The sequence below is a fragment of the Aquimarina atlantica genome, from assembly GCF_000626715.1.
GTDB classification, from domain to species: domain Bacteria; phylum Bacteroidota; class Bacteroidia; order Flavobacteriales; family Flavobacteriaceae; genus Aquimarina; species Aquimarina atlantica.
In genome coordinates this window covers 615,428-633,577 of record NZ_AQRA01000001.1, presented here as the reverse complement: position 1 = coordinate 633,577, position 18,150 = coordinate 615,428, and the positions used below count along the sequence as shown (strand labels likewise).

The window sequence follows — 18,150 nt, the reverse complement described above, 5'->3', positions numbered from 1 at the left end:
TACTGTTTAGCTATATTTTAGCTTTACTAAAGTTATAGCATTTACAATCAATTAAAAAGAGTTAAAACCCCCAATTTATAGTGGGTTTTCTACCTAAATTCGATGAAAAATAGTGCATAGTTCAAACCGAAGTTATTATGACTGATAATTAACAACTCTTCGATTTCTAAAATATAGCTACTTTAAAATTCAATTTAAGAAATACAGGTATTGTCGTTATAATGACTATTTTTATGTAAAGAATACGTGTGTTTTTTTAATTACCTTGGTATGATAAATTACTTATAAGATGGAATGTGCAACCATATATTATGATAAAAGACATTTTTTTCCGATGCATTTGCATCCGGATCGCTATACATTTTCTTATATCATAGATGGAAGCTCTAACCTTATCTGTAAAAATGCTACATTTACCTTAAAGGCAGGTGATTTGGTAATAATCCCTCCTTATGTAGCGCACCAGACATTAATAGAGATTTTTTTTCATTATAAAGTAATCAGGGTTCCGAAGTTATACTCTTTCAATACTATTTCCAGTGACCGATTAGGGCTAACCATAATACAGAATTGCCATTCGTATAAACATCATTTTGATGCCTGGTTCGAATCGATCCGGGATACTAATAAGAGTTTGGGTGCTACGAATAGTGAAGAAACCAGAGTACCAGAAGTATTTAAGCATTTTTTGATTAGCACTAATGCTAATTCTACAAAATCAAAACTTATTTTGAAAAAGGCACTGGTACATTTCGAGCATAACTATAATCGCACCATACTGGTAGAAGAATTATTAGACTTAACCTGTTTAAGTGATAGTCATTTTCAGCGTCTTTTTAAAACCAATATAGGGATTTCGCCTATTCGCTATCTACAAAATCTACGAATAGAAAAAGCTAAAGAATATATAAAGACGAGGGATAGTTTTACGGATATTGCTTATGACACCGGCTTTTTTGATCAAAGTCATTTTAATAAGTACTTTAAAATGAATGTAGGAATGATCCCCAAAAAATATGCTGACCTGGTTAAAAATGATTGAATTTTACAATTTTAGGGTTTAAAATTGATCGAACTTGCTATCAAAAGTAAAACGTTATGCAAGATTTAAACGCTAAAGAAGTAGAAGAGGCTCAGGAATCATTAATACGGTATTGTGGTGAGTTTTCATCTTTTATTGCCGAAAAAGCTTTTGGAAGTTATATCTACAATAAAAAAGGAGATGCGATCCTGGATTTTACTTCTGGTCAAATGTGTTCTGTATTTGGACATAACCACCCAAAATTTGTTGAAATATTAGAAAAATCGGGAGATAAAGCTATTCATTTGCTAAGTTCTATTTTGTCTCCTCCAGTTATTGAGCTTGCCAAAAAATTAACTGGCAAGCTACCCGATAGTTTATCTAAGTGTATATTTCTAAATACGGGATCCGAGTCGAATGAGGTAGCCATACGAATGGCAAAATTAGTTACTGGTGGTTTTGAAATCATAGGATTTTCTGGATCCTGGCATGGTATGACGGCTGGGGCGCAATCGTATACCTATTCAAAAACAAGAAAAGGGTATGGACCTGCGATGTCGGGTAGTTTGATGATACCGGCACCTTATGAGTACCGCTGCCCGATTGCACATTGTAAAGGGAGTTGTGATCATACTTGCCTGGAGGTAGGTATGAAAATGGCCGATCAGCAATCGGTTGGTGAATATGCTGCATTGATAGCAGAACCTTTATTGAGTGCCGCAGGGATGATCGAATTAAAACCTGATTATGTTAAAAGGCTAAAAGAGTTATGTGAAGAACGTGGATTATTGCTAATATTTGACGAAGCTCAAACCGCATTAGGACGCCTGGGGACAACTTTTGCCTTCGAACAATATGATGTTGTTCCCGATTTTTTAACCTTATCAAAAACATTGGGAGGAGGGCTTCCTTTGGCTGCAATGGTTACCACGGCAGAAATAGAAGAAGAATGTCATAAAAGAGGGTTTGTCTATGTGACTTCTCATGTGTCTGATCCATTTTGTGCATCCTTTGGCTCAGCAGCTTTCGACATACTCGATAAAGAACAATTAGCCAAAAATGCCCTGGAAAAAGGAAAGTACTTAAAACAGCAATTGCTACAGTTACATGAGAAATATGAGTGCATAGGAGATGTAAGAGGGAGTGGGCTTTTATTAGGTGTTGAAATTGTAAAAGATCGGGAAACAAAGATACCAGACGATGATTTGGGGCAAAAAATATGCAGTAGATGCCTGGAGTTGGGATTAAACATGAATATAGTTCGAATGAAAGGCTACGGAAGTGTTTTTAGAATTGCTCCTCCATTAACCATAAGTAAAAAAGAAATAGATTTAGGAATTGCAATTTTGGATGAAGCGATACGAGATTGTACTAAATAAAAAATGTTATTTAACTTGTTGTACATTTTGATAAAATTCTGTCAATTCGAGTGAATTTTACGATTAAAATGAGTAAAATTTGTATCGAGAATAAGAATTTTAACTTTTAAAGGGTTCTCGATAGCTCTACAGAGTCCTTCGATAAACTCAGGACAGGCCCTGTCGAAGTACAATTTTTTTTATCAAAAAATCACTCGAACTGACATTTTGAAAACTGTTTTAGCTCAAAATACACAACGGGTTATTTATTGAATCTGTATATGAAAACAGGTATTTTTACGTATTGTTAGCTATAAAAGTTCATCTTAAGTTTAAGAAGTGATTTAAGCTTTTTTGATTCTAGCGAAAAAGCTTAAATCACTTCTATATATCATAATTGTCATTTTTTAATTCCCCATATTAATTTTATTGATCATATATAGTTGATTTAGATTTTGTATTAATGCATTCTTTTGTTAAAATTATACTGTAAAATTCTGGAATTATGAGTGAAGACCATAGTAGTCCTGAAAGTACCTTTATACCTTTTGAAAATATAGGCTTGTGTTTTAGTGGTGGTGGATATCGAGCAACGTTCTATTCTTTGGGAATACTCTCGTATTTAAATAAAGTTAAATTTAAAGAGAAACCTCTATTAGAATATGTAGAAGCTCTAAGTTCTGTTAGTGGTGGCACCCTTTTGGCAGTAGCTTATGCTAAATCTGCACAGGATGCAAAACATAGTTTTACAGATTTTTTTAAAGTGTTTTACCAAACCTTTGAACCTAAAAATGATAAATTATTAGATACTGCGATTAAGAAGCTTGAAGATGATACTGTCTGGAAAAACAATGCGTACAAGACACGTTCTCTAATTAATGCATTTGCATTGACTTATGCAGAAATGGAAGTCTTTAAGGGGGATTTTTCTATGTTTGAGCAACCCGTATCCAAACACTTAAAACAAGTATGTTATAATGCTACAGATTTTTCGTTTGGACTTACGTATAGGTTTCAAAATACAGGAGTTTTTGGTAATTCTCCACTTTCTAATACATCTGTAGAAAAGCTTAAATTTAAAGTACAATTGGGAGATATTATTGCTTCATCTTCCTGTTTTCCTCTTGGGTTTGAGCCCTTACAATTTCCAGATGATTATTTTAAAGATCATAATGCTACAGATTACAAAGCATTAAAAAGCCTTGATAGATTTATTGATGGAGTAGGAATCATGGATGGTGGTATTGCAGATAACCAAGGAATTGGTAGTATGATTCGAATTAATGAGAGAATGAAAAATGCACTCAGTCTTATTATTGTAAATGATGTTGGAAGTTTTAAAATGGTACCCTGGCATCAGGATAATAGTTTTGAAAAAAAAGGAGTTTCTTTAAAACAATTTGTAGCGAAAGCCTTAGCATATTTTAGGATTAAACCATTGTATTGGATACTTCTTGCAATAGGAGTACTTATAGTAGCTATAAATTCGATGAAAATTTTCAATAGTTGTGATGATTGTGGCTCGCCTGCCATCTATATTATTGGTAGTATATTAATTGGTATCGGTTTAACACTAACTATATTGGGTGGATTTGCCTCGGTTATCATGAAATTCTTTAAAGGTAAGATGGCATCACTCTTTAAAAAAAATGTACCAGAACCACTTGTAGATGACATCCTGAGTTTTAAAAAACTAGATATTGGATTGGTGCAACAGATGCTTACCAATCGACTAACATCTGCAGTAAAAATGATCAATGATGTTTTCTTGAAACAAATGCGCAGACTTAATTATGATTTGTTTTATTCTAAATATTCGCTAAACAACAAACGCATTACTACTACAGTGTATAAATTAAATGGCCAAAAAACACCTTATTCTGGAGCTAGTCCCAGCTATAATAAAGATATTAAACCTGCACCCAGCAAGTTGTTAATGAGTGTGGGGTTAACCGCCTCCGAAACACCAACAACATTATGGTGGGATAAAAAGGATATTGCCAAAAATAGAATGGATACACTAATCGCCTGTGGCCAATTTACACTCTGCTATGAACTTATGGAGTATATCTTGGAGCTCAAAAAATCTAAAGATGATTTAAAAATTGATTTCACCGAAATTGATACCTTATATGAACAGCTAAAAAAGGACTGGAAAGCCTTTAATAAAGATCCGTTTTTCGCGCTAGAGGAATTAAAAAATAAGTATTAAATAGATTTTAGAATTTGAACTAATGTTTACCTTGGCTTGGTGTTTATAGTTTTGTATTTCAACTTCATTATACAAAACAAAGATATGGGTAGAAGTTGTTCTTCTGTTTTTTATTCGGTTTAATCGTTTTTTTATACCCACTTCAACATTTTTCAATTTCTGGAGTTGTTGTAGGAGTGTACTTTAGATGTGTAAATCTATAAGTACATTATGAAAACTAACATCTTTTACAGTATACTCATCACACTTATCTTAGCTAGTTGTTCGAATAAAAAAACTTCTAGTGTAAACAGTTATATAGGATTTGATATTTCTACAGATGTTCTTGAGTCTTTTTTAGATTCAAAAATGAAAGCATTAGATATTCCAGGTCTTTCATTTGCTATAATCAACGATGGAAACGTGGTATACAGATGTAATAAAGGATATTCTGATGTAGAGCGTAAAAAATTAGTTTCTGATACTACCATTTTTGAAGGAGCTTCTATATCAAAATCCGTTTTTGCCTTTTTTGTGATGACATTTGTAGAAGAAGGAAAGTTAGATATTGATACACCACTCTACAAATATTTTCCGTACCCTGATATTGCTTATGACGAACGCTATAAGTTAATTACAGCAAGAATGGTACTAAGTCATAGAACAGGGTTTCCGAATTGGAGAGAAGATGAAGAGGACAAAAGATTAAAACTTTTATTTGATCCTGATTCAGAGTATGGCTATTCTGGTGAAGGCTATCAATATCTGGCATTGGTCTTGAAAGAAATAGAAAAAACCGATTGGGATGGATTAGAGCGTATTTTTCAGAAAAAAGTAGCAATTCCATTAAAAATGAAGCATTCGGCATTCATTCAAAATCCATATACAAGACAACATAAAGCAGAACCTTATGACGAAAACGGAAACTGGATAGATTGGAAAAATGACTATTGGTTTCAAAAAGAAGATAATGTCTTTTATGCAGCTTCTTCCTTACATACAAATCCTAATGACTTTTCTAAATGGATGATCACAGTTATGAATAAAAAGGGGGTAAGCAAAAACAGTTATGAAGAATTGCTTAAACCACATTCTAAAGTACCATACGATGGTATAGATGTAAATTATACATTAGGTTTTTTGTCTATCGATTTCCCTTTTACATCTATTTTTCTGCATTCGGGAAATAATGAAGGATTTACCTCCTGGTATGCTTTGGATACTAATAAAAAATGGGGATTTGTGGTATTCACTAACTCTGAGAATGGAGAACAACTAGGCCAAGAACTATTCTTTTACCTATTAACTGGTCCAAATTTATACAAACTGTATATCCTCGTAGGAATCGTTTTACTCATCTTCATCATTGGCATATTCTATACAGTGAAATTTATTCAAAAAAAACTAAAACAATCCATATGAAAATCAAAATTATTAGTATCGTTATTTCTTTGGCGTTACCATTGATCATTTTTGGTCAAATACCCTCAGATTCTTTAACATATAAACTAGAGAAGTTATCAAAAAACAATTCTGTAGAAGGTTTTGGTGTTGCTATTTACACCAGAGATACAGTCTTGTATAAAAAAGGATTTGGGTATGCAGATGCAGAAAACAAATTACCGTATACTACAAAAACGGTTCAGAAAATTGCATCTATTTCTAAATTGATATTAGGTGTATCGTTGATGAAAGCACAAGAAATGAAATTATTACATCTAGATGATGATGTCAATGATTATTTACCATTTATACTAACAAATCCAAAGTTTTCCAACACCAGCATTACTATCAGGCATTTGGCTACACATACATCCGGACTTAAAAAACTACCGGAGTATGACCTAAAAGCGTTGTATTTTTCAACTCCAATTCCTAAAATTACTACTGAGCTACCATTTGGATTACGAAGATCTCTACTAAACAAACTTTCAAAAAGAATCAATAAAAATGAAGAGATATCATTGCATGACTTTTTATACAATATCTATGCTCCCAATGGTATATGGTATAGTAAAAACCATTTTGAAAATGTAAAACCAGGAGTGCGAGAAATATATAGTAATAGTGCTGCCTCTTTGATAGCTCTAATTATTGAAAAAGCGAGCGGAATGTCATATTCTGAATTTGTTAGAAAGCATATTTTATCTGTATTAAAAATGAACACCTCGGGGTTTGATTTTGAAATGAAAGGTACAAAAGACAAAAAATCATCTTTATACCATGCAGGGATTAAAATCCCAAATGATTATAAACTTCTTTTATTTCCTGCAGGTGGTTTTGAAACATCTGTTGATGATTTTAGCATATTTATGCAATCTATGGCAAAGGGGTATTATATGGGAAATTCTATTCTACAATTGGCATCTTTTAATGAAATGAAACAAGTTAGAACCTCTTCTAAATTTACTCATGGGATTCTTTGGGAAGTATACCCCAGTAGTAGCGTGGGGCATCAAGGAGATATTGTTGGTGTAGTAGCATATGCTTATTATAATGAAATACAAGACAGAGGTTATTTATTGTTTTGTAATACATCAACAACCAAAACAATTGATAAAGATACAGATGATATTGTTGCTACTCTAAAAGAGTACTATACTATTCTTAAACCAGAAAATTAGCATCTAATTGGCGCCTAAAAATTATGTAGATTAGTAATAGAAAAAGCAAAGCATTGGATACTTTAAAATTAAATAAATCGGATTATAAAATTGTAATGGGATACCTGTTAATGGCCTCTGCCTGGCTTATTATTAGGTTTTATTTTGAAGAATACACATTAATTGAATACCTTATTGATATTCCTGTCTTTTGCTTACAAACTATTGCCTTGTTATATGTGAGTAAAAAGCTAATTAGTGAGTTTCTTATTCGAAAGAAAAATTATTTTGCATTGTTTTTTATGGCACTGTTTAGTTTTTGGCTCTTTGGATTTATAGCTTCTTTATCTGGAGAACTTACTAATTCTGGTAGTATTAAATGGAGTGAATGGCCTTCATTTACAGAGTTGATTTTTTTAAATATAAATAGCTCTGCAGCCAATTTGGCTATTCCTTTGGCATTAATTTCGGCAAAAAAATATTATGAATATCAACTACAATCTGCAGAAATTTTAAACACTCAAAAAGAACTCGAACTTAAAGTTTTACGCTCTCAGTTTAATCCACATTTTTTGTACAATAGTTTAAACACAATTGATGCATTGGTAGAATATTCATCTAAAGAAAAAATTAAAGAATATATTACTAATCTAGCTGGGTTATATCGCTATTTAATTGCAACCAAGGATGAAGATATCGTCTCCTTGGAAGCAGAAATAGCCTTGGTTAAAAACTATTCTTACTTAATTGAAACACGATTTGAAGAAGATTATCGGTTTATCATTAAAAATAATGCAAATGCTAATGATAAGTATTTACCTAATGGAGCCTTATTGACAATATTAGAAAACGTTGTAAAGCATAATAAACCAACAACCAACAAATCAATAATCATTGCTACAATACTTGTAAATAAAGATGAAGTAATCATTACAAATACAATTTCAAAAAATGATAGTAGTGAGTCGTTGGGTACAGGGTTGATAAATTTAAAAAAACGCTATCAATTATTATCAGACAAAACTGTTGAGATTAAACAAACTCCAGAAGAGTTTATAGTCGTATTACCTTTATTAAAAATCGTAGATTAGTAAAAAGTCACTACAGATATATGAATATCCTTATTATAGAAGATGAAATTCCGGCATTTAAGAAACTACTGGCTTATGTAGATAAGTCATTACATTCTGATTTTGAGTATACACATACCCGGTCTGTTGAAGCTGCCATAAAATCTCTTAAAGAAAAAACCTATGATTTGATATTATCGGATATAGAAATCATAGGAGGGATGTCATTTGATATTTTTGAATCTGTAAAAACAGCAACTCCTATTGTTTTTTGTACAGCCTATGACGAACACCTATTAAAAGCGTTTCAAACCAATGGTATAGCTTATGTTTTGAAACCGTATACTCAAAGCGATATCGATGAAGCATTAAAAAAATATAAGGAATTGTTTTATGTAAAATTTAATGAGCATCATTTTTTTGAGCAATTCAAAACTTTATTGGACAAAAAAGACACCTATAAAAAACGATTAGTAATCAAAAAACGGGAAGGTATTAAATTGGTTAATACCAAAGATATTTGTTTCGTTGAAGCCCATGGTGATTTTTGTAAATTGAAGGATGTAGATAACAATTTACATGCTGTTTCTATGTCAATAGGAGTGTTATCCAAAGAACTAAACCCAGATCAATTTTTTAGAATTAATCGTAGTTATATTATTAATTTGGATTGTATTGAAAACATAATTCCGTACAGCAAAAATCGACTATCGATTAAAGTAAAAGGGTTACCTGTACTGGTAAAAACAAGCACTTCTTTGACTAAAGAATTTAGAAAATGGATAGATAGATAATTATAACACCCGAGGTATTGCTATATACATTACTTAAAATAAGCTAGCATATTATCTTTATAACTGTTTCCGATAGGGATTTCAATTCTTCCAATTTCTACATCATTTTTGGTATATGCTGTAATTTTTTCGCTATTTACAATATAAGAACGATGTAAGCGAATAAAACGTTTGTCAATGCGTTTCTCAAAACTAGAGATACTTTCTTTAATCGTTAGCGCTTCATTCTCTAAGTGAATTTTGATATAATCTTTTAGACTTTCGATATACAGAACATCATCAAAAAGTATTTTTATTTGTTTTTTTGCTTTGTTTACAAAAACAAAATCTGTTTTCTTATGTATAGTATCTTCTGAAGAATCATATGAAATGGATTTTTTTTCCTGTTTTAAAAACTTCTGAATAGCTAAGAAAAAACGTTCGAAAAATATAGGTTTTAATAAGTAATCTACCGCATTTAATTCAAATCCATCTACGGCATAATCCCGATAAGCAGTAGTAAAAATTACCTGGGGCTTGTATACAAGGTTCTTAAAAAAATCAGTGCCTTTTAATACAGGCATTTCTATATCTAAGAAAAGTAAGTCTATTTTTGTTGTGTTTAATATCGAACTAGCCTCAATAGCGCTCGAACAAGAAGCAACCAATTCAAAATCTGGTAGTTTATCCAAATACGTTTCGATTAATTCTCTGGCTAATGGTTCATCATCTATAATTAAACATGTATAACTCATATAATATCTAATTTAAGATTAGCAGAAAATGAATTTGATTTGTTTTCAATAATCAAATCGTACGCTTTTGGGTACAGTAGTTCTAATTGTTTTTTTATGTTTTTTAGCCCTATAGAATCTTTATTCATAGAAATATCAACTCCCATTGGTTTGCTGTTTTTTACATTAAAAATTAATTGCTCTCCCTTTTTAGAGATATTGATTTCGATACTAGCTTGATTTATCTCTTCTTTAACACCGTGTTTAAACGCATTTTCGATAAATGTGAGCAATAATAAAGGAGCAATTTTTTCCTGTCCTGTTACATTTTTACTAAAAGAGATTTTTACTCTATCGGCATAACGGATTTTTTCTAAGGATAAATAATTCTCTATTAGATCAATTTCTTTATCTAATGACACATAATTTTCATTACAACGGTATAGGATGTAATCCAGGATATTAGAAAGCTTTTGAATTACTTTGGTAGTATCATCAGACTTTTTTAAAGCTAATGCATGTAGATTATTTAATGTATTGAATAAGAAGTGAGGATTTAATTGATTTTTTAACGCAGCGAGCTCTGTTGTTTTTTTCTGTTCATTTAACTTTAATAAGCGTTGTTTCTCTGTATAAAGTTTTAATACTAAGATCAAAAATGTTGGATACAGCAAATACAATGATCTTGATATAAACTCACCTATGTTGGTAAATCTCCCTAAAAAAGAAGTGTCTGTAAAACGTTTCAAATAATTTACATATGTTGTGGGAAAGGTAGGTTCTAAATAATACATATGAGTTAAGGTGCAAATAAGATAAAAAGTAAGTAATGTTATTACAATAGATATCCAAAAGATTAAAACCTTACCCTTGTTTAAAAGATACAAAATTAAAAATTCTATAATCACATAGGACATGGCAATTTGTAGAATAGCCCTTATACTATGCGTAATTAACAATTCTTCAGTTGTAGTATAATACCAACTAGAGGTAGAGGCCGAAAAGATAAAAATCAAAAGCCCAAATATGAGATACTTGAATCTTGAAACTTCGAGAAAGCTTTGGATTTTATGTAACATACCGTTTTTTATTTCTATTGATTGTAAAGGTACAAATTAAAAGAACCTAAGTTAGCATAGGATACCAAACTGCAGGTTTGTGGTGCCGAAAATCTATTTCCCGTAGACAAAATCATATATCGGCAGTAACCCAATCTATAGCATCGCTTATACTGCTTCTGTCTGTTTTTTTTATACGGATTTACTCTTCTTATAATTTAGCCACTCGAACCATAATTTTTTTAAGAATGAACTTAATGAAAACAATCTTACTTGATCTTTTAAAGAATAGAAAGCATGTATTGATATTTTTTTTCTTTATTTCTATAGGTATGTATGGACAATCGGGTACAGTTACAGGAGAGATATTAGATCAAAACACGCAAGAATCTATACCCTATGTGAATGTAATCATTACATCTGGAGATAAAATCACAACCGGGGGGATTACAAATGATAAAGGATTTTTTTTGGTAGATAAAATCCCTTTTGGAACATATAATTTTGAAGTTCAGTTTATTGGATACAAAACAGTTACAAAAAGTATTGCAATTACCGAATCAAACAGCAAGATCGATTTTGGTACGATTTTGATCGAAGAAGAAGCTGTTGCTCTTGAGGGAGTCGAAATTACAGCCGAACGTTCGACTATCGAACAAAAGGTTGATAGAAAAGTTATTAATGTCGGAAAAGACTTAACCACTGCCGGGGCTTCGGCAAGTGATATCATGAGTAATATTCCTTCAGTTAGTGTTAATCAAGATGGCGAAATTTCTCTTCGGGGTAATGAGAATGTTCGTATCCTGGTTGATGGAAAACCAACTAACATTAGTACCACCGATTTATTACAACAAATACCATCTACATCAATCAAATCTATAGAACTCATCACAAATCCATCATCAAAATATAATCCCGAAGGTATGAGCGGAATTATAAATATCATCTTAAAAAAGAGTACTCGTTTAGGGTTTAACGGATCTATAAACTCTGGGGTAACTTTTGGACAAAAAGCACGATTTAACAATTCTTTGAGTTTGAATTACAGAACAGGGAAAACTAATTTTTACGGGAGTTATGGCAATCGCTTTGGAACACAGGTTACAGATGGTACAGTGACAAGAACTATAGAACAAACGAATCAGTTAACCAAAAATAATAATGGTCGTACATCACACCTATTTAAAGTAGGTGTCGACTATTATATCAACGAAAAAAATACATTTTCGGTGTATACCAATCAAAATTTGTTTAAAGCAGATCTCGAGGGTAAAAAAACACTTACTTTTTTTAATGACCCTCTTTCAAACTTCACACAGTTTGATACTATTGAAAGAGATAATGTAAATTCGACTTATAATGTTGATTTTCTACATTCTTTTGCTAAAGAAGGACATACAATAGAGCTTGAATTAGACTATAATACACTACAAAGCGATATTGCTAACGATTTTAAATTTACGGGAAACACGCCCATAAACAATTATGCAGAAGTTGTTGATGATAAACGAACAAATACGATAGTAAATCTTGATTATGTAAACCCTCTTAACGAGAAATCAACCGTAGAAATCGGAGTAGAAACACGTCTGCGACGTACCGATAACTCTTATGAAACCAGTCGTGTGGATTTTAGAAATTCGACTTTTTCTTATGATAGAGATATTTATTCATTTTATACAACTTTTAGTCAAAATTTTAATAGATGGCAATATAATATCGGAGTTCGGTTAGAAGATTATAATGTAACGACTCAATTTAATGAAGTTGGAGAACCACAGGATAGTTTTAAAGATCATCTTTTTAATGTGTTTCCTTCTGGATTTTTAAAATACACTCCCGACGAAGAGCAGAAAAACTCATACCAATTAAGTTTTAGCAGACGAATTGATAGGCCATCACTAAATCAGATAAGTCCTATACGAAGAATTAGCACCCCACAGATTATTATCGTTGGTAATCCAAACTTAAGGCCACAGTTTACCAATTCGATCGAATTGAATTATAACAGAAAAATAAATAAAGGCAATATAACGTTTGGTGGTTTTTATAGAAAAATTAATGATGAGATTAATAGAATAGGTTATTTTGACCAAGATAATCCAACTCTACTTATTCTTGATTATGCGAATTTTGATAGTAATGATGCTTATGGAGTTGAGTTTTCTGCAAGTTATCGACCTATAAAATGGTGGAATTTTAATGCCAACTTTGATGTATACACCAGAACACAAAAAGGAGTTATCGAAGGTCAAAATGTAAAAGTTAATAATACCCTATTAAATGCAAGGCTTAATAATAGTTTTAAAGCTTCTAAAAACTTAACGTTCCAGATCTTTACTTTTTATAGTGGTCCACAAAAAATATTACAATATGAATTAAAGGACAATGTTTTCGTAAATGCTGGTGCACGTTACAATTTTGCTAAGGGAAAAGGAACTTTTAGTGTTAATTTTAATGATATTTTAAGAACGCAAAGATTTGCTTTTGAGGCTTATAGAACTATTATCCAGGAAGGTGAATTTAGACGTGATAGTCAATCGGTTTATTTTGGGTTGTCTTACCGTTTTGGAGGAGGAAAAAATAAAGGACTAAAACGTAAAAAACGAGATAAAAATGAAAAAGCTGATAAATTCTTATAAAATTACAAGATTATGAAATTAAAAATACACATTGCATATATTATAACCTGTATGCTCGTTAATACAACTTTTGCTCAAAAAAAGGAGTTGTCAAGTAGCAATTCTGCCAAAGTACTAATAGAAAAAATGGTTGCTAAGACAGGAAATTACGAACTGCTTAAAAAACTGAAAGATGTAGAGTTTACTTATGATTTTTATAATCCAAGGACTAAAAAAAGTGATATTTCTATAGAACGTTATATTTTTAACGGAGAAGTATCCTGGGGGCAATATAAAACACATAATGTATTTGTGCTTCCTAAAGAAAAGGGAATTGTTACTCAGTACTACGAAAGCACTGGTAATTCGTGGATGACTATTGGAAATACTAAGATAACAGATACACGAACATTACTAAGTTCTGATTTTTTACGTAGAGCCAATTATTACTGGTTTACCATGATGCCTAAGCTATTAGATAAAGGTATTGTGTATACGCAGTTACCTAATAGAGTGCATAACAAAATCAATTATAAAATAGTAAAAATAGGCTTTGATAAAGGAGTAGGGGATGTTCAGGATGATTTTGTACTGTATATTAATCCAACTACTTTTCTTGTAGACAGGTTTTTGTTTACTGTAAAAGGAAGTACATTAGGAATATCTCTTATGGAAATAGAGTATGAAACTGTTAACGGATATACTTTTATGGCAAAACGAAAGGTAATTCCAGCAGATTGGGATGGAAATATTAAAGGTAAAGTATTGTATGAACAAACCACTACAAATGTTAAATTTAATAACGGATTTAAAAGAGAATTACTAGCGAAATAAACACCTCATGTTGATAATGAGTACGATGTGGTGTAACGATAATACCATGTCGATGATATATGGTAATGAATTAGCCAATTCTACCAATAAAAACCTATCATTTTAGTGATGGGTTTTTACATTAGGATTGTTTATACTATAATTCTTAAAGTTTAATTAATGTAATTGATCACAGAATTAAAAAACATTAAATTTAAGGTTAAATGTTATCAAAATATATTCTCAAAACCTAAAATTCTGAATTATGAAAAAAACACTTTTAAACGTAACCGGAGCTAAAGAGTTGTCTAAGAACGAGCAAAAAAACATCGACGGAAGCGCAGGTCCAAGCCGTCCGTGTGGTGGAGATGGATCATTTATATATGTAGATGGCGTTAAGGTATGCTGTTATTTACCTTGGAGCGGTCAATATATATGCTAACATTTCTTCAATTATGGTATTAAAATTCTAATCGAACTTATTTAGAATATTCAAAGAGACCATCTTTATAGATGGTCTCTTTTTGCTTATCTGATTACTACATAAGGTATTCAAAACATAATTTAATCTGACGGAATTATCATTTCGACAGTTTTTACAGTGATTTTGGTATTACTTCGTACTACTGTAATTCTAAAAATCATATTATGTTAAAAAAATATCCAATCCTTAAATGGAGTCTAGCTGTCCTTGGTAGTGTAATTGTCTTACTTTTTGTATTTGGTTGGTGGTTTATAAGTTTATTGCCCTCATCGGAAGAAATAGGTCCGGATGTGTCTATGACACAAACAGTGGATTTACCATATTTATCTGAAGATATACAGCCATCACGAGGAAAGATTTTGGCTATAGTGACAAGTGCTAATACTATGGGAAGTACCGATAAAAGTACAGGATATGAGTTAACCGAGTTATCGCGTGCTTATTATGTGTTTCAGGCTAATGGTTTTGAAGTTGACATTGCCAGTCCGTTAGGAGGAGAGCCACCAGTGGTGATCGATGATGATGATATGGGAAAATATGATTTTGCATTTTTAAACGATAGTATTGCTCAACACAAAGTAAAACATACTATTATGGTAAAAGATATTACCCCAGAAGCGTATGAAGCTGTATTCTTTGCAGGCGGAAAAGGGGCAATGTTCGATTTTCCAGAAAATAAAGCTATTCAAGATATTGTACGTTATTTATATCAATCAAATAAAGTTATAGGAGCAGTATGTCACGGTCCGGCGGCTTTGGTAAATGTAACTCTAGATAATGGTCGCCCGTTATTAGAAAACAAAAAAGTGAGCAGCTTTACCAACGACGAGGAATTACTACTTATTCCAGATGCAGAGACTATATTTCCATTTTTTCTACAAGATAAATTAACAGCTCAGGGAGCACGGTTTAGTAAAGGAGCTATGTACTTAGAGCATATTAGCCGTGATCAAAACTTAGTAACTGGCCAAAACCCCTGGTCTACATGGAGATTGGCCGAAACGATGATTTCGGCATTAGGATATACACCAAAACATAGAGAAATCACAGCAGAAGAGAATGCAATGAAGGTATTAATAGCTTATGAAGAAGAAGGTACTCAGAAAGCCAAAGAAGTAATTAGGCAGATATCAACTGTCGAAAATAAACCTTTGGCCAGGGAACTTATAGCGGTACATGGTGCCGTTGCAATCATGAGAGGTAGTATTGGACGGTTTTTTAATCTTGTTAGTTTAACATCATATGCAAAAAGCGAATCCAAAAACATATAAGTATGTAAAGTATACACTGGTATTTATCTTAGATAGAAAGTACAAATCATTACTAAATTTGTACTTTCTTTGAATTTTAAATATCGTTACATTTGGAAAAAAAGGTCTATTGAGTTTTTTAGATATATTACTTATTATTGTTAGTAGTGCAGGGCTTTTGCATGGCGTATTATTTGCCTTTTACTTAACTGTATTCAAAAAGAAAAAAACATTGAGCAATCTTTTGCTGGGATTGATTCTGGTATGTATGGCATTTAGAATAGGTAAATCGGTCATGTTAAATTTTGGTGATGATTTAGAACCGATATTTATTTTTATAGGGCTAACCTTTCTGTTATTAATCGGTCCACTTTTAAGGTGGTATGTATTGGGGATGACACATCCTGATTTCAAATTACCTAAGTATTACATTTCAGAATTCATTCCATTTATTTTAATTTTTATTGCTAGTCTTTTTGTGACTAAAGAATGGTACGAAAATAGTAAGTTGGTTATCATCATTTTTTCGAGTGGTCTCGTTTTTATATACCTGCATTTCGCTTTTTATATCGTTTTATCCTGGAGAATCTTAAAACGCATAAAGAAGCAGTATAAAGAAGAGCAACAAACAAAATCTCGTAGTGCTATACTACATTGGTTATATCTCTTAATTATTGGTTTTGTGCTTATCTGGGGATCTTATGTTCTTAATATATTAGATGAAACCGTACCCTATGTTGTAGGACCAATTGTATATTCTGTAGTGATCTATTTTTTAAGCTTTAAGGCATTTCAACTTAAAGCTACAGAACAAGATGGTAATGTGTTTAAAGTAAATAATAATAATCTTTTATTTAATAAGATTTCAAAATTGGTCATTGATTCTAAGCTGTATCTCGAGGCTGATGTATCTCTTGCAAAACTAAGTGGAATGATAGGAAAGAGTACACAACTTACCTCATCGGTTATTAACCAATACGCCAAACGGAATTTTAACGATTTTATTAATTATTATCGAATTCAAGATGCAAAACAACTACTTTCGAATACAGGAAATGATAAATATACCATTTCATCAATCGCCTTTGATACAGGTTTTAGTAGTCTTTCTTCTTTTAATGGTGCATTCAAAAAATTTGAAGGCATAACACCATCGTCGTATAGAAAAAATAACCTTTGATACCGAAGTCCAAAGGTTATTAAATAACTATTTTAACTATTCACTATTTTATGCTTTATTATTTTGATGATTGTATCGAATCAAATTTCTTTTTAGCAGCTTGATAAGTCTTTTTTAAGCTTTCACTGTTTTTAAAATACTTTCCATAAGCATAGGCTTTTTCAATAGACTTCATTGTTTTATCATAAAACCCATTTTTGTAGTAAACAATATGCTCGTACTCTGCAAAATAGATGTCATTTTTGGTGTTGGCCCCATATTTTTTGGCCTTTTCAAGATATTCTAATGCCTTTTTATATTCTTTCTTTTGATAATACATAACCGACATAAATTCGTATCCTTTTGGTAGATTAGGAATTAACTCGGTACTTTTTTTGTAGCATTCCAGAGCTTTATCATATTCATTATTGTAATAATATGCCATACCCAAAGACCAAATGGCAGCAGCACTTTTTGGATACATATCGACTACTTTCTGAAAGTATTTTTGGGCCTTAGGATAATTTTCTTCTACTAAAAGAGAATACTCCGCTTGCATGATATCTCGTTCAGATTTTAATGTCGTTTTTTTTGAAAGGGTATAGGATTTGGTAACCAGTTTTTTATATTCTTCGGGATCTTGTACATAAAAACCACTCATTAAAACTCCGCTCGGGTAATTGGGGTCCAATTCAATAATTTTGGCAGCTTTTTTTTCAAATTCATCTTTATCTCCATAAAAATAGAAGTTCTTTGACAAATCATTAAAAAGCTGATGTACCTCTGGTATTTTTGAATCTACAGGTAGAGTAAACCCATGAGTATTTAAATTTGAAGGGGCATACTTTTTAACAAATTCATCTTCAATTTCACGTTCTGTTTTCTGGGATTGGCAAGATGAAAAACTTACTATAAGTAAAAAAACACTTAGATGTTTAAACATGTTCATATCTACATTTTTGAATTAATTTATGGTAAAATTATGCTTGATATGGATACTATTCTTAAAAAGTAG

The 18,150-nt window shown here is 31.6% G+C and carries 14 protein-coding genes; 11 read left to right on the top strand and 3 right to left on the bottom strand.

Annotated elements, in window-relative coordinates; all coding sequences use genetic code 11:
• Positions 1-289: 289 nt before the first annotated feature.
• From ATO12_RS02780 to ATO12_RS02750, 7 genes are all read left to right on the top strand, one after another.
• Positions 290-1,042, top strand: coding sequence for an AraC family transcriptional regulator (locus ATO12_RS02780; protein ID WP_034238399.1), 753 nt, complete (start codon positions 290-292; stop codon positions 1,040-1,042).
• 56 nt (positions 1,043-1,098) lie between these two features.
• Positions 1,099-2,400, top strand: coding sequence for an aspartate aminotransferase family protein (locus ATO12_RS02775; RefSeq protein ID WP_034238397.1), 1,302 nt, complete (start codon positions 1,099-1,101; stop codon positions 2,398-2,400).
• 484 nt (positions 2,401-2,884) lie between these two features.
• Positions 2,885-4,591 carry a patatin-like phospholipase family protein gene (locus ATO12_RS02770; protein ID WP_034238395.1) on the top strand — a complete coding sequence of 569 codons (1,707 nt, stop codon included), beginning with the start codon at positions 2,885-2,887 and terminating at the stop codon, positions 4,589-4,591.
• A gap of 210 nt (positions 4,592-4,801) precedes the next feature.
• Positions 4,802-5,992 (top strand): serine hydrolase domain-containing protein, encoded by a 1,191-nt coding sequence (locus ATO12_RS02765; protein WP_081801948.1) that lies wholly within the window; start codon positions 4,802-4,804, stop codon positions 5,990-5,992.
• Positions 5,989-7,194 carry a serine hydrolase domain-containing protein gene (locus tag ATO12_RS02760; RefSeq protein WP_034238394.1) on the top strand — a complete coding sequence of 402 codons (1,206 nt, stop codon included), beginning with the start codon at positions 5,989-5,991 and terminating at the stop codon, positions 7,192-7,194. The genes ATO12_RS02765 and ATO12_RS02760 overlap by 4 nt, the downstream gene beginning before the upstream one ends.
• A gap of 53 nt (positions 7,195-7,247) precedes the next feature.
• Complete coding sequence (locus ATO12_RS02755; protein ID WP_034238391.1) at positions 7,248-8,264, top strand: sensor histidine kinase; 1,017 nt, start codon at positions 7,248-7,250, stop codon at positions 8,262-8,264.
• Between the two features lie 20 nt (positions 8,265-8,284).
• Complete coding sequence (locus ATO12_RS02750) at positions 8,285-9,037, top strand: LytR/AlgR family response regulator transcription factor (protein ID WP_034238389.1); 753 nt, start codon at positions 8,285-8,287, stop codon at positions 9,035-9,037.
• A 29-nt stretch (positions 9,038-9,066) separates the two neighbouring features.
• Here ATO12_RS02750 and ATO12_RS02745 read toward each other — a convergent pair whose 3' ends face one another.
• Both ATO12_RS02745 and ATO12_RS24565 read right to left on the bottom strand, forming a co-directional pair.
• Positions 9,067-9,771: a LytR/AlgR family response regulator transcription factor gene (locus ATO12_RS02745; protein ID WP_034238386.1), complete on the bottom strand. Its 705-nt coding sequence runs from the start codon at positions 9,769-9,771 to the stop codon at positions 9,067-9,069.
• The gene (locus tag ATO12_RS24565) at positions 9,768-10,829 is read right to left on the bottom strand and encodes a sensor histidine kinase (protein ID WP_051575562.1); all 1,062 of its coding nucleotides are present in this window, start codon (positions 10,827-10,829) and stop codon (positions 9,768-9,770) included. Before ATO12_RS24565 ends, ATO12_RS02745 begins: the two co-directional genes overlap by 4 nt.
• A gap of 236 nt (positions 10,830-11,065) precedes the next feature.
• On the opposite strand from ATO12_RS24565, the gene ATO12_RS02735 reads away from it, so the two are divergent.
• From ATO12_RS02735 to ATO12_RS02720, 4 genes are all read left to right on the top strand, one after another.
• A complete protein-coding gene (locus ATO12_RS02735; protein WP_034238381.1) occupies positions 11,066-13,450 on the top strand; it encodes an outer membrane beta-barrel family protein in 2,385 nt (794 codons plus the stop codon).
• A 12-nt stretch (positions 13,451-13,462) separates the two neighbouring features.
• A complete protein-coding gene (locus ATO12_RS02730) occupies positions 13,463-14,263 on the top strand; it encodes a DUF6503 family protein (RefSeq protein WP_051575561.1) in 801 nt (266 codons plus the stop codon).
• A 627-nt stretch (positions 14,264-14,890) separates the two neighbouring features.
• Entirely contained in the window at positions 14,891-15,997 is a 1,107-nt protein-coding gene (locus ATO12_RS02725) for a type 1 glutamine amidotransferase domain-containing protein (RefSeq protein WP_034238379.1), read from the top strand.
• A gap of 109 nt (positions 15,998-16,106) precedes the next feature.
• Entirely contained in the window at positions 16,107-17,156 is a 1,050-nt protein-coding gene (locus tag ATO12_RS02720; protein WP_034238377.1) for a helix-turn-helix domain-containing protein, read from the top strand.
• A gap of 58 nt (positions 17,157-17,214) precedes the next feature.
• Here the strand turns inward: ATO12_RS02720 and ATO12_RS02715 are convergent, their stop codons facing one another.
• On the bottom strand, positions 17,215-18,084 hold the full coding sequence (locus ATO12_RS02715; protein WP_081801947.1) for a tetratricopeptide repeat protein: 870 nt from the start codon (positions 18,082-18,084) through the stop codon (positions 17,215-17,217).
• Between the last annotated feature and the right edge of the window lie 66 nt (positions 18,085-18,150).